This is a genomic window from Burkholderia sp. AU18528, assembly GCF_002223215.2.
Classification (GTDB): Bacteria; Pseudomonadota; Gammaproteobacteria; order Burkholderiales; family Burkholderiaceae; genus Burkholderia; species Burkholderia semiarida.
Map to the genome: position 1 here is coordinate 343,072 of NZ_NKFC02000005.1, position 18,431 is coordinate 361,502.

15 protein-coding genes are annotated in these 18,431 nt (G+C 67.9%); 10 read left to right on the forward strand and 5 right to left on the reverse strand.

Features of this window, described 5'->3' with window-relative positions; translation table 11 throughout:
- The first annotated feature begins 511 nt into the window (after nucleotides 1-511).
- Nucleotides 512-736 (forward strand): hypothetical protein, encoded by a 225-nt coding sequence (locus CFB52_RS13190; protein WP_006490888.1) that lies wholly within the window; start codon nucleotides 512-514, stop codon nucleotides 734-736.
- A gap of 123 nt (nucleotides 737-859) precedes the next feature.
- On the opposite strand, the gene CFB52_RS13195 is transcribed toward CFB52_RS13190, so the two are convergent.
- Together CFB52_RS13195 and icd are read right to left on the reverse strand one after the other, a co-directional pair.
- Nucleotides 860-3,088, reverse strand: coding sequence for an NADP-dependent isocitrate dehydrogenase (locus CFB52_RS13195; protein ID WP_099316746.1), 2,229 nt, complete (start codon nucleotides 3,086-3,088; stop codon nucleotides 860-862).
- Between the two features lie 282 nt (nucleotides 3,089-3,370).
- Nucleotides 3,371-4,627: an NADP-dependent isocitrate dehydrogenase gene (gene icd / locus CFB52_RS13200; protein ID WP_006478026.1), complete on the reverse strand. Its 1,257-nt coding sequence runs from the start codon at nucleotides 4,625-4,627 to the stop codon at nucleotides 3,371-3,373.
- Nucleotides 4,628-4,904: 277 nt separating this feature from the next.
- Here icd and CFB52_RS13205 point away from each other — a divergent pair, with 277 nt between their 5' ends.
- The 6 genes from CFB52_RS13205 to CFB52_RS35050 all read left to right on the forward strand — a co-directional run bounded on the left by CFB52_RS13205 (nucleotide 4,905) and on the right by CFB52_RS35050 (nucleotide 11,833).
- Nucleotides 4,905-5,483: a pseudouridine synthase gene (locus CFB52_RS13205; RefSeq protein WP_059576881.1), complete on the forward strand. Its 579-nt coding sequence runs from the start codon at nucleotides 4,905-4,907 to the stop codon at nucleotides 5,481-5,483.
- Between the two features lie 282 nt (nucleotides 5,484-5,765).
- Nucleotides 5,766-5,978, forward strand: a complete 213-nt coding sequence (locus tag CFB52_RS13210; RefSeq protein WP_006398520.1) for a hypothetical protein — start codon at nucleotides 5,766-5,768, stop codon at nucleotides 5,976-5,978.
- A 160-nt stretch (nucleotides 5,979-6,138) separates the two neighbouring features.
- Entirely contained in the window at nucleotides 6,139-6,639 is a 501-nt protein-coding gene (locus CFB52_RS13215; RefSeq protein WP_034208197.1) for a DUF192 domain-containing protein, read from the forward strand.
- A gap of 215 nt (nucleotides 6,640-6,854) precedes the next feature.
- Complete coding sequence (gene fusA, locus CFB52_RS13220) at nucleotides 6,855-8,966, forward strand: elongation factor G (protein WP_060966749.1); 2,112 nt, start codon at nucleotides 6,855-6,857, stop codon at nucleotides 8,964-8,966.
- A 133-nt stretch (nucleotides 8,967-9,099) separates the two neighbouring features.
- A complete protein-coding gene (locus CFB52_RS13225; RefSeq protein ID WP_059576889.1) occupies nucleotides 9,100-10,149 on the forward strand; it encodes a HoxN/HupN/NixA family nickel/cobalt transporter in 1,050 nt (349 codons plus the stop codon).
- A 289-nt stretch (nucleotides 10,150-10,438) separates the two neighbouring features.
- Nucleotides 10,439-11,833 (forward strand): hypothetical protein, encoded by a 1,395-nt coding sequence (locus CFB52_RS35050; protein ID WP_099316956.1) that lies wholly within the window; start codon nucleotides 10,439-10,441, stop codon nucleotides 11,831-11,833.
- Between the two features lie 19 nt (nucleotides 11,834-11,852).
- Here the strand turns inward: CFB52_RS35050 and CFB52_RS13235 are convergent, their stop codons facing one another.
- Nucleotides 11,853-12,698 (reverse strand): aldo/keto reductase, encoded by an 846-nt coding sequence (locus CFB52_RS13235; RefSeq protein WP_059578345.1) that lies wholly within the window; start codon nucleotides 12,696-12,698, stop codon nucleotides 11,853-11,855.
- A gap of 167 nt (nucleotides 12,699-12,865) precedes the next feature.
- Here CFB52_RS13235 and CFB52_RS13240 point away from each other — a divergent pair, with 167 nt between their 5' ends.
- Nucleotides 12,866-13,612 (forward strand): GntR family transcriptional regulator, encoded by a 747-nt coding sequence (locus CFB52_RS13240; RefSeq protein WP_006489667.1) that lies wholly within the window; start codon nucleotides 12,866-12,868, stop codon nucleotides 13,610-13,612.
- A 21-nt stretch (nucleotides 13,613-13,633) separates the two neighbouring features.
- On the opposite strand, the gene CFB52_RS13245 is transcribed toward CFB52_RS13240, so the two are convergent.
- Entirely contained in the window at nucleotides 13,634-15,025 is a 1,392-nt protein-coding gene (locus CFB52_RS13245) for a CoA transferase (protein ID WP_099316747.1), read from the reverse strand.
- 140 nt (nucleotides 15,026-15,165) lie between these two features.
- On the opposite strand from CFB52_RS13245, the gene CFB52_RS13250 reads away from it, so the two are divergent.
- Nucleotides 15,166-16,398, forward strand: coding sequence for a citrate/2-methylcitrate synthase (locus tag CFB52_RS13250; RefSeq protein ID WP_099316748.1), 1,233 nt, complete (start codon nucleotides 15,166-15,168; stop codon nucleotides 16,396-16,398).
- Here the strand turns inward: CFB52_RS13250 and CFB52_RS13255 are convergent.
- Nucleotides 16,371-16,694, reverse strand: coding sequence for a DUF2917 domain-containing protein (locus CFB52_RS13255; RefSeq protein WP_089465079.1), 324 nt, complete (start codon nucleotides 16,692-16,694; stop codon nucleotides 16,371-16,373). The genes CFB52_RS13250 and CFB52_RS13255 overlap by 28 nt on opposite strands.
- Before the next feature lie 237 nt (nucleotides 16,695-16,931).
- Between CFB52_RS13255 and mdtD the strand changes: the two genes are divergently transcribed.
- Nucleotides 16,932-18,368, forward strand: coding sequence for a multidrug transporter subunit MdtD (gene mdtD / locus CFB52_RS13265; protein WP_059578356.1), 1,437 nt, complete (start codon nucleotides 16,932-16,934; stop codon nucleotides 18,366-18,368).
- The last annotated feature ends 63 nt before the right edge of the window (nucleotides 18,369-18,431 follow it).

The window sequence follows — 18,431 nt, forward strand, 5'->3', positions numbered from 1 at the left end:
CGCGGGACGGGTGGCGATACGCCGCAGCACGCATCGTTACCGCGCCGGACGGCGTCACGACGGCCATCGCCGGGCGGTGTTTCGGCACGCATGGCGCCGCCCCTTCGCACATTCCAGCGAACGCGCTGTGCGCCTTCCACTCGGCCCTCGCGCTCTCCGCCGCTGCAGCCGGATGCTCGCATCCGCCTATTTTTCACGATGCGGAACAAGTCACTGCGTTATAAAAATTCGTGGTGCAGGGCACAAATTTCCCGTTTCGCGATGCCGAAAAACGTTCCGCAATACAAAACGACGAAAATAATCAATTGTTTTTAAAAGGGAATTTTTGTTTCGAGAAGTCGCTCTACGCGCACCATCCGAGCGGAGCCCGGACGTAGACTTGGTTCCATGCACTGACGCTTCGCCACGACGTTCGACACGGAATCCGGCGCAAGCAGCCAGTCGGGCCACAGCCGGGCGAACCGGCGGACGGCGCAACAGAATCGCTTGTGATCAGAAAGGGAGAACGGAAATGAAGGGATTTCGCTTTGGTTCAGCGCTCGGGTCGTTCTACATCCTGCCGGGTAACGGCGGCTGGGAAGCGACGTTCGGCAACGCCCTGCTCGGCGCGTTCTCGTGCCCCGAAGTGGCGGCCGACCATATCTCGCGCGGCGACTGCGAGCAACTGTCCGAACTCGACACCGCGACGCTCGAAGTGCCGCATGAAATCGCCGAATGGGAAATCGTTCACGTCTGAATGGCAACCCCGCAACGACAAACGCCCCGGGCGACCGGGGCGTTTTTCTTGTGTGCCGGGCGGCGAACGGTTCAATCCGCCGCACCGGCGCATGCATCGGCTCGCGCGAGTGCGCGGCCGGCGTCAGGCGACCGCGTCGACGATGCCGTTCAGCGTCGCGCTCGGGCGCATGGCCTGGCTCGTCAGCTCGACGTTCGGACGGTAGTACCCGCCGATCGCCTGCGGCTTGCCTTGCGCGGCCGCCAGTTCTTCCAGGATGCGCGCCTCGTTGTCCGACAGCGCCTTCGCCACACCTTCGAACTGCGCCTTCAGCGCGGCGTCCTCGCTCTGCTCGGCCAGCGCCTGCGCCCAGTACAGGCACAAGTAGAAGTGGCTGCCGCGGTTGTCGAGGCCGCCGACCTTGCGCGCCGGCGACTTGTTCTCGTCCAGGAACTTGCCGGTCGCCTGGTCGAGCGTCTTCGCGAGCACGAGCGCCTTCGCGTTCTGGTACGCGTTGCCGAGGTGTTCGAGCGACGCGGCCAGCGCGAGGAATTCGCCGAGCGAATCCCAGCGCAGGAAGCCTTCCTCGACGAACTGCTGCACGTGCTTCGGCGCCGAGCCGCCCGCCCCCGTTTCGAACATCCCGCCGCCGGCCATCAGCGGCACGATCGACAGCATCTTCGCGCTGGTGCCGAGTTCCATGATCGGGAACAGGTCGGTCAGGTAGTCGCGCAGCACGTTGCCGGTGACCGAGATCGTGTCCTTGCCCGCACGGATGCGCTCGAGCGAGAAACGCGTCGCTTCGACCGGCGTCATGATGCGGATGTCGAGGCCGTTCGTGTCGTGATCCTTCAGGTAGCGTTCGACCTTCGCGATGATCTGCGCATCGTGCGCGCGCGCCGGATCGAGCCAGAACACGGCCGGGGCGCCGGTCGCGCGGGCGCGGTTGACCGCGAGCTTGACCCAGTCCTGCACCGGTGCGTCCTTCGTCTGGCACATGCGCCAGATGTCGCCCGACTCGACCGCGTGCTCGAGCAGCACGTTGCCGGCTTCGTCGATGACCCGCACGACACCGTCCGCCGGAATCTGGAACGTCTTGTCGTGCGAACCGTATTCCTCGGCCGCCTGCGCCATCAGGCCCACGTTCGGCACGCTGCCCATCGTGACCGGATCGAACGCGCCGTGCTGCTTGCAGTCCTCGATCACGGCCTGGTACACGCCCGCGTAGCAGCGGTCCGGAATCACGGCCTTCGCGTCGTACAGTTGACCGTCCGGGCCCCACATGCCGCCCGAATCGCGGATCATCGCCGGCATCGACGCGTCGACGATCACGTCGCTCGGCACGTGCAGGTTCGTGATGCCCTTGTCCGAGTTGACCATCGCGAGGCGCGGGCGCACCGCGTACTCGGCCTTGACGTCCGCTTCGATCGCCTCGCGCGTGTCGGCCGGGAGATCCTTCAGGCGCGCGTAGAGGTCGCCGATCCCGTTGTTCGGGTTGAAGCCGACCTTCGCCAGCACGTCCGCGTGCTTCGTCAGCGCGTCGCGGTAGAACACCGACACGAAGTGGCCGAACAGGATCGGGTCCGAGACCTTCATCATGGTCGCCTTCAGGTGCACCGAGAACAGCACGTCCTGCGCCTTCGCGTCGGCGATCTGCGCCTCGATGAAGCTGCGCAGCGCGTTGCGGCTCATCACCGACGCGTCGATCACTTCACCGGCCTTCACGGCCGTCTTTTCCTTCAGCACCTGCTTCGTGCCGTCGGTGGTCGTCAGTTCGATCTTCACGCTGCCGGCCGCGGCGATCAGCGCCGACTTCTCGCTGCCGTAGAAGTCGCCTTCGGTCATGTGCGCGACGTGAGCCTTCGACGTGGACTTCCACGCGCCCATCTTGTGCGGATGCTTGCGTGCGTAGTTCTTGACCGACAGCGGCGCGCGGCGGTCGGAGTTGCCTTCGCGCAGCACCGGGTTCACCGCGCTGCCCTTGATCTTGTCGTAGCGCGCCTTGACGGCCTTCTCTTCGTCCGTCGACGGGTCTTCCGGATAGGCCGGCAGCGCGTAGCCCTGCGCCTGCAGTTCGGCGATCGCGGCCTTCAGCTGCGGCACCGATGCGCTGATGTTCGGCAGCTTGATGATGTTCGCTTCCGGCTTCAGCGTGAGCTGGCCCAGCTCGGCCAGATCGTCGGAACCCTTCTGCTCCGACGGCAGGATGTCTGCGAATGCAGCGATGATGCGGCCGGCGAGCGAGATGTCGCGCGTTTCGACGGCGACGCCGGACGAACGCGTGAAGGCCTTGACGATCGGCAGCAGCGAATAGGTCGCGAGCGCGGGCGCTTCGTCGGTGAGGGTGTAGATGATCTTGGGCGAAGTGGACATGGTGGTCAAAGCATTGCTACGTGATGGTGGGACTGAAGAGCGCCGGCGGTAACCGGCGGGGAGCGACCGGGTCGATCGCGAAAGGGGCGCGCCGGCTCAGCCGGGCGGTGGTGTTGCGAGGGCCGTCATGTTCTACCTTGCAGGGCCTGCGGGCCGCATCGCGGCGCCGCGGCCCGGATGCCGGGCCGCCCTGCCAACAAACCTGCCATCCACGAAACGCTCCGGCGCCGGCAGACAGCGCCGGGGCGGCCGGCATCGTGCCGGCCCACCCCGGAAGGGGTCTTACATGTTCTCGATCAGCACTTCGCCGAAGCCGGAGCACGACACTTGCGTCGCACCTTCCATCAGGCGCGCGAAGTCGTACGTGACGCGCTTCTGCAGGATCGACTTCTCCATCGCGGCGATGATCGTGTCGGCTGCTTCCGTCCAGCCGAGGTGGCGCAGCATCATTTCCGCCGACAGGATCTCGGAACCCGGGTTCACGTAATCCTTGCCCGCGTACTTCGGCGCCGTGCCGTGCGTCGCCTCGAACATCGCGACCGAATCCGACAGGTTCGCGCCCGGCGCGATCCCGATGCCGCCGACCTGCGCGGCCAGCGCGTCGGAGATGTAGTCGCCGTTCAGGTTCAGCGTCGCGATCACGTCGTATTCGGCCGGGCGCAGCAGGATCTGCTGCAGGAACGCGTCGGCGATCGAATCCTTGATCACGATCTCGTTGCCCGTCTTCGGGTTCTTCACGCGCATCCACGGGCCGCCGTCGATCAGCTCGCCGCCGAATTCCTTCTGCGCGAGCGCGTAGCCGGCGTCACGGAACAGGCCTTCCGTGAACTTCATGATGTTGCCCTTGTGCACCAGCGTGACCGACTTGCGATCGTTGTCGATCGCGTACTGGATCGCCTTGCGCACGAGCCGCTCGGTGCCTTCGGTCGACACGGGCTTGACGCCGATCCCGGAGGTTTCCGGGAAGCGGATCTTCTTCACGCCCATCTCGTCCTGCAGGAACTTGATCACCTTCTTCGCCTGCTCGGAGCCCGCGGCCCATTCGATGCCCGCGTAGATGTCTTCCGAGTTCTCGCGGAAGATCACCATGTCGATCTTCTGCGGCTCGCGCACCGGCGACGGCACGCCCTTGAAGTACTGGACCGGGCGCAGGCACACGTAGAGGTCGAGCTCCTGGCGCAGCGCGACGTTCAGCGAACGGATGCCGCCGCCGACCGGGGTCGTGAGCGGCCCCTTGATCGACACGACGTATTCCTTCAGCACCTGCAGCGTTTCGTCCGGCAGCCACACGTCCGGGCCGTACACCTTGGTCGCCTTCTCGCCCGCGAAGATCTCCATCCAGTGGATCTTGCGCTTGCCCTTGTACGCATGCGCGACCGCCGCGTCGACGACCTTGATCATGACCGGCGTGATATCGAAGCCCGTACCGTCGCCTTCGATATAGGGAATGATCGGCTGATCGGAAACGTTGAGCGAGAAGTCCTTGTTGACGGTGATCTTGTCACCGCCCTCCGGAACCTTGATGTGCTGATACGGCATGATCGACTCCAGTGACGTGGCTGAGCAGGTGATGCTGGTCGAAGCTGCGCGCGCGGCGGGGGCGCGGCATGGCCACCCCGTGACGGCAACAGCGAGCCGCTATTCTAGCGCCCCAACCGGGCACTTCGGCGCGAACCGCGGCACTGCGTATCAAGACCTCACTTATGTCTTATATAAGACAGAGGACTTGCCGTTCCGTATTATGCATTAAGATTCCGCCATTTGCCATAGACCGCCCGCCCCCGGCTCCGTACGGGCGCCGGGCGGGCGCCCTGCCATGAACCTGATCGCCCTCAACAAGCCGTTCGGCACGATTTGCCAGTTTTCCGCGCACGAGACGCGGCCGTCGCTCGGCGACTGGGTAAAAACGCCCGGCGTGTACGCGGCCGGCCGGCTCGATGCGGACAGCGAGGGGCTGCTGCTGCTCACCGACGACGGCGCGCTGCAGGCACGCATCGCGGAGCCGCGCCACAAGCTCGTGAAGCGCTACTGGGCCCAGGTCGACGGCGCGCCGGGGCCGGCCGACCTGAAGGCGCTCGCGCGCGGCGTCGATCTCGGCGACTACGTGACGCGCCCGTGCCGCGCCGAATTCATCGAGCCGCCCGACACGCTGTGGCCGCGCAATCCGCCGATCCGCTACCGCGCCGCGATCCCGACCACGTGGATCGAGCTCGCGATCACCGAGGGCAAGAACCGGCAGGTGCGCCGGATGACGGCGGCCGTCGGCTTTCCGACGTTGCGCCTGGTGCGCGTCGGCATCGGCGCGCTCGATATATTCGCGCTCGGCATTGCGCCGGGCGAAACAATCGCCCTGCCGCCGCGCGCGCCGTGGGACGGTTTCGCAGCCGCCGGGTAGCGGATCCGGACCGCGCGAATTTTTCGTCGTCTTTTTCGTCAACCGGGCGCGCAGATCGCGCGTTAAACCACGCAGATGCCAACCTTAGCTATCCGGCATTGGCAGCCGAACCCCGTGTTTGCGTCACGAAAGCGACGTTTTATTCGAATACGATTCGGCGCCCGCAGCGCAAAGAGAAATTTCTCGAAGCGTCTGTCAACCGAAAGGTGGATGGCACCGTTAGACGACATGACTCCTATTGCCGGGTCATTTGGTTAATTAACTAAAGCTGAGGAACACAACATGAACAAACTGATCGCCGCTCTGGTCGCTGGTCTCTTCGCAACGGCTGCTTTCGCACAAGCATCGGCTCCGGAAGCTGCTTCGGCTGCTGCTCCGGCAGCTGCTTCGGCACCGGCAAAGCACAAGGCTGCCAAGAAGCACCACGCCAAGAAGCACCACGCAGCGAAGAAGGCAGCTAGCGAAGCCGAAGCGCCGGCAGCTGCTTCGAACTAAGTAAGCAAGCTGTAATAACGCAGTCAAGAACACGCAGTCCTGCCGTTCTTACGGCGTTGAAAGGCAGATCACCGCAAGGCGATCTGCCTTTTTCTTTTTTGTGCCCGCCGCCGCGCATCGCGTACCATGCGGGTCTTGCTTTCCAGACAGGAGCCATGCTGTGCCATTCTCCCTGCGCCCGTCGCTCGGCCGCCTTGCGCGCGCCGCCGTGTTTCCCGCCGCGCTCGCCGTTCTCGCGCTCGGCATGCAGGCCGCCGGCGCGCAAGTGCCGCCCGGCGCCAAGCAGCCGAGCGAGTTCCCGCGCGTGAAGCTGCGCGCCGGCATGTACGTGATCGACGCGGCCGTCGCCGCGAACGACGCCGACCGCGAACAGGGGCTGATGTACCGTTCGCAGCTCGCGCCGAACGAGGGCATGCTGTTCGTCTTCAACGAGAACGCCGTGCACTGCTTCTGGATGAAGAACACGCTGATTCCGCTGTCGATCGCGTTCATCCGCGCGGACGGCACGATCACCGACATCGACGAGATGAAGGCCGAGACGACCGACAACCACTGCCCGCGCAACAACGGCGTCTATGCGCTCGAGATGAGCAAGGGCTGGTTCGCCGCGAAGGGCATCAAGCCGGGCATGAAGCTCGACGGGCTGCCCAAGCCGCAGTAAACGCCCATGCCGCGGCGGCGCCGCGCGTCGACCCGAGCCGGCCGCTCGCAGCGCGCCGGCTTTTTTTTCGCCCGCCCGCGGCGCCCGCCTTGATTCGGCACACGCTGCCCGCATCTGCAAAAGCCACGGACAAGCGCTATCCTTTAAATCTCGCTTGTTCCAGTCCGGGCCGGCCCAGCCGGCCCCCTTACGATCCGAACCACCAGGAGGTTCACGTGCCCCGCAAAACCCCCATCGAGCGCTATCGAAACATCGGGATCAGCGCTCACATCGACGCCGGCAAGACCACGACGACCGAGCGCATCCTGTTTTACACCGGTGTGAGCCACAAGATCGGTGAAGTGCACGACGGCGCGGCCACGATGGACTGGATGGAGCAGGAGCAGGAACGCGGCATCACGATCACGTCGGCGGCGACCACGGCCTTCTGGAAGGGCATGGCCGGCAACTATCCGGAACACCGGATCAACATCATCGATACGCCCGGGCACGTCGACTTCACGATCGAGGTCGAGCGCTCGATGCGCGTGCTCGACGGCGCGTGCATGGTCTACGACTCGGTCGGCGGCGTGCAGCCGCAATCCGAGACCGTGTGGCGCCAGGCGAACAAGTACAAGGTGCCGCGCATCGCGTTCGTCAACAAGATGGACCGGATCGGCGCGGACTTCTTCCGCGTGCAGAAGCAGATCGGCGAGCGCCTGAAGGGCGTCGCCGTGCCGATCCAGATTCCGATCGGCGCAGAGGACCATTTCCAGGGCGTCGTCGATCTCGTGAAGATGAAGGCGATCGTGTGGGACGACGAAAGCCAGGGCGTGAAATTCACGTACGAGGACATCCCCGCGAACCTCGTCGATCTCGCGCACGAATGGCGCGAGAAGATGGTCGAGGCCGCGGCCGAAGCGAGCGAGGAACTGCTCGAGAAGTATCTGCACGACCATGAATCGCTGACCGAGGACGAGATCAAGACCGCGCTGCGCAAGCGCACGATCGCCAACGAGATCGTGCCGATGCTGTGCGGCAGCGCGTTCAAGAACAAGGGCGTGCAGGCGATGCTCGACGCGGTGATCGACTACCTGCCGTCGCCGGTCGACGTGCCCGCGATCCTCGGCCACGACTTCGCCGATCCGGAAAAGCCGGCGGAACGCCACCCGAGCGACGACGAGCCGTTCTCGTCGCTCGCGTTCAAGATCATGACCGACCCGTTCGTCGGCCAGCTGATCTTCTTCCGCGTGTATTCGGGCGTCGTCGAGTCGGGCGACACGGTGCTCAACGCGACGAAGGACAAGAAGGAGCGGCTCGGCCGGATCCTGCAGATGCACGCGAACGAGCGCAAGGAAATCAAGGAAGTGCGCGCGGGCGACATCGCGGCGGCCGTCGGCCTGAAGGAGGCGACCACCGGCGACACGCTGTGCGATCCGGCCAAGCCGATCATCCTCGAGAAGATGGAATTCCCGGAGCCGGTGATCTCGCAGGCCGTCGAGCCGAAGACGAAGGCCGACCAGGAAAAGATGGGCCTCGCGCTGAACCGGCTCGCGCAGGAAGATCCGTCGTTCCGCGTGCAGACCGACGAAGAGTCCGGCCAGACGATCATTTCGGGGATGGGCGAGCTTCACCTCGAAATCCTGGTCGACCGGATGAAGCGCGAGTTCGGCGTCGAGGCGACGGTCGGCAAGCCGCAAGTCGCCTATCGCGAAACGGTGCGCACGACGGCGGCCGACGTCGAAGGCAAGTTCGTCAAGCAGTCGGGCGGTCGCGGCCAATACGGCCACGCGGTGATCACGCTCGAGCCGAACCCGGGCAAGGGCTACGAGTTCCTCGACGAGATCAAGGGTGGCGTGATTCCGCGTGAATACATCCCGGCGGTCGACAAGGGTATCCAGGACACGCTGAAGTCGGGCGTGCTCGCCGGCTACCCGGTCGTCGACGTGAAGGTGCATCTGACGTTCGGTTCGTACCACGACGTCGACTCGAACGAAAACGCATTCCGGATGGCCGGCTCGATGGCGTTCAAGGAGGCGATGCGCAAGGCGAAGCCCGTGCTGCTCGAGCCGATGATGGCCGTCGAGGTCGAGACGCCCGAGGACTTCATGGGCAACGTGATGGGCGACCTGTCGAGCCGGCGCGGCATCGTGCAGGGAATGGAGGACATCGCGGGCGGCGGCGGCAAGCTGGTGCGCGCCGAAGTGCCGCTCGCGGAGATGTTCGGCTATTCGACGTCGCTGCGCTCGGCCACGCAAGGCCGTGCGACGTACACGATGGAGTTCAAGCATTACGCGGAAACGCCGGCGAACGTGTCGGAAGCCGTGATCAACGCGAAGACGAAGTAAGCACTGCTCACCCGCGTGCTGTCGCGGGTACGCGAAGCCCGTCCGGTTCCGGACGGGCTTTTTTTCGTCCGGCGCACACGGCGAATCGCGGCCCTTTTTGATCGGCGCGCCGAGCTTTTTTTCGCGTGCCACAATGGATGGCGATTCGTCAGATGGAACCCGCCCGATGCCGCCCACCCCCACCCCTGCCCTGCGCCGCCTGCTGACCCTCTATGCCGGCCTGATCGCCGCGAACGTCGCCGTCTGGCTGTGGGCGCTCGCGGTGCTGCGCGACCATCCGCTGCTACTCGGCACCGCGGCGATCGCGTACGGGCTCGGGCTGCGTCATGCGGTCGACGCGGATCACATCGCCGCGATCGACGTCGCGACGCGCAAGCTGATGCAGGACGGCCAGCGTCCGGTGAGCGTCGGCCTGTTCTTCTCGCTCGGCCATTCGACGATCGTGATCGTCGCGACGCTCGGCATCGCGCTGACCGCGTTCGCGCTGCGCGACCGGTTCGACGCATTTCGCGAAATCGGCGGCACGATCGGCACGGCCGTATCGGCCACCTTCCTGCTGGTGCTCGCGTGCGTGAACCTGATGATCCTGCGCGACGTGTGGCGACGCTATCGCGGCGCATCCGGGCATACGCACGACGGCGCGCACGACCATCGTCCCGCCGGACTCGTATCGCGGTTGCTGCGCCCGCTGTTCCGGTTCGTGTCGAAGAGCTGGCACATGTACCCGGTCGGCGTGCTGTTCGGGCTAGGTTTCGATACTGCAACCGAAATCGGCCTGCTCGCGATCGCCGCCGCGCAGGCAAGCCAGGGCCTCCCGGTCTATACGGTCATGCTGTTTCCCGCGCTGTTCACCGCCGGCATGACGCTGATCGACTCGACCGACAACGTGCTGATGATTCGGGCATACGGCTGGGCGATGGACGATCCGCAGCGCAAGCTGCTCTACAACGCGAGCATCACGTTCGTGTCGGCGGCCGTCGCGCTGGCGATCGGCGGGATCGAGGCGGCCGGCCTGCTGGCCGACAAGCTGGCGCTGTCGGGCCCCGTGCGCGACACGCTCGATGCGATCGGCGAACGCTTCGGCTCGATCGGCTACGGCATCGTCGCGCTGTTCCTCTTCTGCTGGATCGCGTCGATCCTGTTCCACCGCTGGCAACGCGCGGCCGACGCGCCGGCGCGCTGAACGACGCCCCTACGTTTCATTCCGGAAACAAAACGCCTCCCAACGGTGCTGCATGCGCGCTCGCGCGACTGCGCACGCCTTTCGTCACGGCCCTGAGCGGCCGATGGCACGAATCTCGCAGAGTGGGATCCGCACGGCGGGCCCGCGTGCCGATCCGCGTCCGCGGCTGGCGTCAAGCGCCGGCCCGAACGTCATCGGCCGACGATAGGACAACGAATCTTCTGAGCCCCCTGCACTACACGTAAATCGTCGCGCGGCAACGAGGCATCGCGCGCATGGGGAGGCCATGATGCATAAAACGACACAACCGTTCCGCGCGGCGGGACGGCGCCCTCGTGCAACCTTGCTGGCCGCAGCCGCGTTGGCGTGCTGCTGCTCGTATGCCGTCGCACAAAACACGACACCCGACTCCGCGTCCGACACGAACGCCAGTGCGGACACCATCATGACGCTGGTCGAGAACGCCTCGCCGTGCGCCGCCGATCCGGCTGGATGCGCGGCGCACGTCTATGCCGGCCGGGGCGCCGGTAATGGCGGTCCCGGCGCGAGCGGCAGCGGCGGCGGGAATGGTGGTGGGACAGGTAGCGGCAGTGGCAACGGGAACGGTAGCGGTGGAAACAACGGGAACGGCGCCGTCGGACCTGCCGGTGTCGGGGGAACGACGGGGGGAACCTCGGGCAGCCCGGGCGGAACGGGCCGCGGCGGCAACGCGTCGGGCAACGGCGGTTCAGGTGGCGGCTCTTCGGGTGGCGGTACTTCCGGTGGCGGCACTTCGGGTGGCGGTACTTCGGGTGGCGGCACTTCGGGTGGCGGCACTTCGGGTGGCGGCACTTCGGGTGGCGGTACTTCGGGTGGCGGTACTTCGGGTGGCGGTACTTCCGGTGGCGGCACTTCCGGTGGCGGTACTTCGGGTGGCGGCACTTCGGGTGGCGGCACTTCGGGTGGCGGCACTTCGGGTGGCGGTACTTCCGGTGGCGGTACTTCGGGTGGCGGTACTTCGGGTGGCGGTACTTCGGGTGGCGGTGGCCACGGTGACGGCGGTGGTGGCGGTCACGGCGGCGGTCACGGCGGTGGTCACGGTGGCGGTGGCGGCGGTGGTGGCGGCGGCGGCGGCGGCGGCGGTGGCGGCGGCGGCGGCGGCGGCGGCGGCGGCGGCGGCGGCGGTGGCGGCGGTGGCGGCGGTGGCGGCGGTGGCGGCGGTGGCGGCGGTGGCGGCGGTGGCGGCGGTGGCGGCGGTGGCGGCGGTGGCGGCGGTGGCGGCGGTGCTGGTGGCGGTGCTGGTGGCGGTGCTGGTGGCGGTGCTGGTGGCGGTGCTGGTGGCGGTGCTGGCGGCGGTGCTGGCGGCGGCGGTGCTGGTGGCGGTGCTGGCGGCGGTGCTGGCGGCGGCGGTGCTGGCGGCGGAGGCCATGGCAATGGCGGCGGCCACGGCAACGGCGGCGGCGGTCACGGCAATGGCGGAAACGGCAACGGTGCCGGCGGCAATGGCGGCGGAAACGGTAACGGCGGCGGGAGCGGCGGCGCCAATGGCACCGGCGGCCACGGCAATGGCGGCGGCAACGGTAACGGCAATGGCAGTGGAGGCGCCGGCAACGGCGGGGCCAACGGTGTCGGCAACGGCAACGGTGGCGGTCGCGGCAACGGCGGCGGTCACGGCAACGGCGGATCGCCCGGCGGCAACCACTGACCCCAGGCGTTGCCCGGGGTCAGAGCATCTCGAGCGCGCGCTTGCTGCGCGGCGGACGGAAATACGCGTCAAGCTGCACGCGCTCGTCATCGCTCAACACCACATCGAGCGCGGCGCGGTTGTCGCGCACGTGCTCGATTCGCGACGCCTTCGGAATCGCGAATACACCCGGCTGCGCGAGCACCCATGCCAGCGCGACGCGCATCACCGACACGCCGCGCAGCCGCGCGATCTCGTCGAGCGGCGAGCGTTTCGGCAGCCGCCCGTGATCGACCGGACTGTATGCCATCGCCGGTATCCGGCGCTCGGCCAGCCACGGCAGCAGGTCGAATTCCGGGCCGCGTCGCGCGATGTTGTAGAGAATCTGGTTGGTGGCGCACGCACCACCGCCCGCCTCGTCGACGAGTTCGGCCATGTCGGCCGTATCGAAGTTGCTCACGCCCCAGTGGCGAATCTTGCCAGCACGCTGCAACGCGTCGAAACCCTCGACCGTTTCCTCGAGCGGCACCGAACCGCGCCAGTGCAGCAGATACAGGTCGAGGCGATCGGTACGCAGGCGCTTGAGGCTCGCGTCGCACGCAGCGACGACCCCACGCCGGCTCGCATGGTGCGGATAGACCTTGCTGACGAGGAACACGTCGTCGCGCAGGCCCGCGAGTGCGTCGCCGACCAGTTCCTCGGTCGCGCCGTCGCCATACATCTCGGCCGTATCGACCAGCGTCATCCCGAGTTCGACGCCCTCGCGCAGCGCGGCGATCTCGTCCGCGCGCCGCGCCGGCCGCTCGCCCATTTCCCAGGTGCCCAGGCCCAGCTTCGGAATCGTCTCGCCGTTCGGCAAGACGACCGTGGCGATCGTGTCTGTCATGCGTTTCCTCGTTGCGGATTCGTGGCCGCGCACCGCGGCCGAAGCATCGGATACGACGCATCAGTGTAGTCAATCGGTACGCCTCCGGCCTGTTACGCGGCAAAAACCGGCTATAACGGCACGGCATGATGACTTAGAATGGCCGCAACCTGATCGATACCCATTGTATGAAGGCACCCACGGACGACCGCTGGCAGGACCTGCGCCCCGACCCCGACAACGATACGCCGCTCTACCTGCAGCTCGCCCGCAAGCTCGGCGATGCAATCCACGACAACCGCTGGACGGCCGGCGAAGCGCTGCCTTCCGAGCGTGTGTTGTCCGAAGCGCTCGGCGTGTCGCGCATCACCGCGCGCAAGGCGATCGCGCTGCTCGTCGAGCAAGGCTTGATCCGCCGCACGCAGGGCGCGGGCAACTTCATCCAGCCGCGCTACGAGGATCCGCTGTCGCGGCTGTCGAGCTTCAGCGAAATGCTCGAGCGCCGCGGCTTCAAGCCGAGCTCGCAGTGGCTCGCGCGCGAAATCCAGCCGGCCAACCGCGACGAAGTGATCCAGCTCGGGCTGTCGCCGGCCGCATCGGTTACGCGGCTGAAACGTCTGCGCCTGGCCGACGGCATCGTGATGGCCGTCGAGAACTCGACGTTCCCCGCGACGCTGATTCCCGATCCGCAGGCGATCGTCGGCTCGCTGTACAGCTATCTCGAAGCGCGCGGCACGCCGATCGTGCGCGCGCTGCAGCATTTCCGCGCGGTCAACGCGACCGACGAGATCGCCGAACAGATGGGCATCGCCCCGCACGACGCCCTGCTGCTGATCACGCGGATCGGCTATACGTCCGACCAGCGCGCGATCGAACTGACCGATACCTACTGCCGAAACGACTACTACGATTTCGTCGTCGAGCTGCGCAAGTAACGCGAGGCGAGGCGCCGGCGCTCACAACCAGCGCGCGTCGTCGGTGCCGAGCGGCACGGGCGGACGCGCGAACGACGGCGGCGTCGCCGACAACCGCTCGGCCGGCCGCACGGTGTCGAGCACGCCGAACGGCGACGCGACGCGCTCGATCCGGTCGCGCACGTCGGCCAGCGCGAGATCGGGCGCGTGCAGCCCGCCCGGCACGGCGCCGAACGACTGCAGCCAGCGCCCCGTCTGCGCGAGCGACGTCCGCACGTGCCAGCTTCCCCCTTCGCGCGCCCGCCGGGCGAGCGCGATCATCGCGCCGAACGCCGCGAGATACCCCGTTGCATGGTCGAGCGCCTGGCATGGCAGATGGCGCGGCCCGCTCGCCTGCGCGGCCTGCTGCTCGTGCCATGCGATTCCGCTCGCCGACTGCACGAGGCTGTCGAACCCGCGCCGCTTCGCCCACGGCCCGGCGTGCCCGTACGCCGACACCGACACGTAGACGATGCCGGGCCGCCGCTCGGCCAGCGCCCGCGGCGCGAACCCGCGCGCGGCGAGCGCGCCGGGCCGGTACGACTGCAGAAACACGTCCGTCTCGCGCGCCAGCGCGTGCAGCGTATCGACGCCTGCCGCGTCGCGCAGATCGATCCACGTCGAGCGCTTGCCGCGTCCGTTGTCGATCACGAGCGGCGCGATGTTCGGCAGGTGCGGGCCGTTGACGAGCAGCGTCTGCGCGCCATGCGACGCCAGCGTGCGGCCCGCGACCGGCCCCGCGATGATGCGCGTGAGATCGAGCACGCGCACGCCGGCCAGCGGCCGGCCGCCCTCGCCGCGGCCGATCGGCTCGGGCGGCGCGTCACCGATCCGCTCGATCTCGAACAGCGGCAGCGACGCGATCGCGCGCGCCTGCTCGTGCGCCGCCCATTCGTCAGGCGTTCTGATCAATGCCGCGCACAGGCCGGCGTCGGCCAGCGCGGTATCGAGCGCCGCGCCGTCCCACGTGCGAATCGCCGCGGCGACGTCGGCCGGCTGCGGGCCGCAGCCGAGCACGTCGAGAATGCCGTGCAGGTGATGCGGGAAATTCGCGTGCAGCTGAATCCAGCGTCCGTCGCCCGTCTCGAAGAAGCCGGTGACGGGATGACGCAACTCGGGCGGCGGCCCGTCGTCCACGCGCAGGTAGCGTTCGCTGCGAAACGCCACGAGCGCGTCGCGCACCGACACGTCGACCGATTGCGCCACGCCCGTGCGCAGCCGATGGCATTCGGCTGCCGCGAGCGCGGCCGCGGCGATCGTCGCGGCGGCAAGCGTGCCCACATGAAACGTCGACGGCAACGTCGGGTCCTGCCCGGTCACGGTCGTGCGAGCCAGCGCGTCGCGCTCGCCGTGTGCGAGTTGCCAAAGATGCGCCAATGCGGATTCGGGTGTCATGGTGAAGGAGATACCGTTGAGGAGACGGAATCGAGTCTAGAATTCGCGACAGGCGCGATCAATCTTGATTGCGCGAATCAATACATAACGAATAGTTGTAGCGGTTCCGCGCTTCATGCGCGGCGACAGGAGCAACCGGCATGACGTCCCTCAGTGCGCAGGAAGCCGCCGGCATGCTCGGCGTCAGCGTGAGTACCCTCTATGCATACGTGAGCCGCGGCCTGCTGCGCTCGCTGCCCGACGGCGCGACCAAGCGCCGCCGCTACGACGCCGACGAAGTGCGCCTGCTCGCGCGCCGCCGCGCCGACGCGAAGCGCGCGGGCGGTGTCGCCGAACGTTCGCTCGACTGGGGCGTGCCGGTCCTGGAATCGCGGATCACGCAGATCGCCGACGGCCGCCTGCGCTATCGCGGCGCGGATGCGATCGCGCTAGCCGATACGGCGACACTCGAGGAAACGGCCGCGCGGCTGTGGGATTGTCCGCCCGCGCGGCTGGCCGCCGCGTCGCTCGCATCGACCGGTTTCGACGCGGCGCAGTGGCGCGACTGGGCCCATCGCTGGGCGCCGCTCGCGCCGCTCGAACGCGCGCTGGTGCTGCTGCCGGCCGCGGCTGCATCGCTGCCGCGCCTGTGGGCGCAGGGGCGCGATGCACAGCTCGATTCCGCCGCGTTGCTGCTGCGCGTCGCGACGGCCGCGCTCGCCGGCATCGCGCCGGGCGACGCGCCCGTGCACCGGCAGCTCGCGGCCGCGTGGCGCGTGCGACGGCGCGCCGAAGCCGACCTGCTGCGGCGCGCGCTCGTGCTGTGCGCCGATCACGAACTGAATCCGTCGACTTTCGCGGTGCGCTGCATCGCGTCGACCGGCACCCATCTGTTCGGCGCGATCTCCGGCGGGCTCGCGGCGCTGTCGGGGCCGCGTCACGGCGGCGAGACGTTCCGCGCGGGCACGCTGCTCGACGAAGCGGCCCGCGCCGCCGATCTCGACCGCTACCTCGCGCTGCGGCTCGCGCACGACGAACGCGCGGACGGCGGCCGCACGGCCCTGTCCGGCTTCGCGCACCCGCTATACCCCGACGGCGATCCGCGCGCCCGGGCGCTGCTCGATGCGCTGCACGCGGCGGCGCCCAAGCGGCCGGCGCTGCGCGTGGCGCGCGCGCTCGCCGCGCGCGTCGAAGCGGCGACGGGCCTGCGGCCGGCGATCGATTTCGCGCTCGCGGTGCTGGAGCGCACGCTCGCACTGCCCGACGGCGCGGCGTTCACGCTGTTCGCGGCCGGCCGCACGGCCGGCTGGATCGCGCACGCGCTCGAACAGTACGCGGACGGAAAGCTGATCCGGCCACGCGCACGCTACGTCGGCAGCGACGCGGCCGTGTGACGCCGGCCGTGACGCCACGCGGCGAACGGACGCCACCACGCGGACGCTGAGCGCACGGCCGGCGCCGCGAGCGGGCCGAACGCGAACGTCGCGCCGCGCGGCCCGGCGCCGACCCACGCGCGCATGCCGGGCAGCAACGTCAGCGATGCGCCCGCACCCAGCCAGTGATCGTCGGGCCGGCCCTCGACGGTCACCCACACGTCGCCTTCGGCCACTTCGAGCAGCGTGAAATCGACGATCCGCCACCGACCGGCCGGCTCGTCGCCGTCCATCACGTAAAGTCGCAGTTCGCGCATGGCAGCCTCCTGGTCGCACGGGTTCGACGACACCAGTATTTCGGACGGAGGCGGCACACGGACAGATACGGCAGCAGACGCTTTCGGCTGAACTGTACTGGCCGCCCGACGGGGACAGGCTTCCCGTGGCACGGCCGGCCGAGGTCGAGTCGGGCCGCATCACATATCGCCCCGAACCTGCACGGCGCGGCGGCTTTCCCTACAATGTCGGCTGTCCCGCGCCACCACCCCGCCCTCATGTTCCAACGCCCGCCCGCCGCCGCTCCCGGCGAAAAAAACCTCACCGTGATGCTCTGGCTCGTTGCGACGGGCTTCTTCATGCAGACGCTCGACGCGACGATCGTCAACACGGCGCTGCCGTCGATGGCGGCGAGCCTCGGCGAATCGCCGCTGCGGATGCAATCGGTCGTGATCGCGTACTCGCTGACGATGGCGGTGATGATCCCCGTGTCGGGCTGGCTCGCCGACACGTTCGGCACGCGACGCGTGTTCTTCAGCGCGATCCTGGTGTTCTCGCTCGGCTCGCTGCTGTGCGCGAACGCGCATACGCTGACGCAACTCGTCGCGTTCCGCGTCGTGCAGGGCGTCGGCGGCGCGATGCTGCTGCCGGTCGGGCGGCTCGCGGTGCTGCGCACGTTTCCGGCCGAGCGCTACCTGCCCGCGCTGTCGTTCGTCGCGATTCCGGGCCTGATCGGCCCGCTGATCGGGCCGACGCTCGGCGGCTGGCTCGTGAAGATCGCGTCGTGGCACTGGATTTTCCTGATCAACGTGCCGGTCGGCGTCGCGGGCTGCATCGCGACCTTCTATTCGATGCCCGATTCGCGCAACCCGGCCGCCGGCCGCTTCGACCTGAAGGGCTATCTGCTGCTGACGATCGGCATGGTCGCGATCTCGCTGTCGCTCGACGGGCTCGCCGATCTCGGCATGCAGCACGCGGCCGTGCTGGTGCTGCTGGTCCTGAGCCTCGCGTGCTTCGTCGCGTACGGGCTGTACGCGGTGCGCGCGCCGCAGCCGATCTTCTCGCTCGAGCTGTTCAAGATCCACACGTTCAGCGTCGGGCTGCTCGGCAACCTGTTCGCGCGGATCGGCAGCGGCGCGATGCCGTACCTGATCCCGCTGCTGCTGCAGGTGAGCCTCGGCTACTCGGCATTCGAGGCCGGGCTGATGATGCTGCCGGTCGCGGCGGCCGGCATGTTCTCGAAGCGGATCATCACGCGGCTGATCACGCAGCACGGCTATCGGAAGGTGCTGCTCGCGAACACGATCATGGTCGGCGTGATGATGGCAAGCTTCGCGCTGATGCGCGACACGGTGCCGGTGTGGGTGAAGGTCGTGCATCTCGCGCTGTTCGGCGGCTTCAACTCGATGCAGTTCACCGCGATGAACACGCTGACGCTGAAGGATCTCGGCACCGGCGGCGCGAGCAGCGGCAACAGCCTGTTCTCGCTCGTGCAGATGCTGTCGATGAGCCTTGGCGTCACGGTCGCCGGCGCGCTGCTGGCGACGTTCACCGGCATGCTGCGCACCGTGACGCCGAGCAACACGCTGCCGGCGTTCCACGCGACGTTCATCTGCGTCGGGATCATCACGGCCGCGTCCGCGTGGATCTTCGCGCAGCTCGCGCCCGAGATCCGCGGCCCGGCGCGCAAGACCGACCCGTCCGAGCGCGCGTGACGCGCGGCGCGCGCCGAATCGGGCCGGCGCGCACCATCGCGGTGCAACGCGACCCGGCCGCGC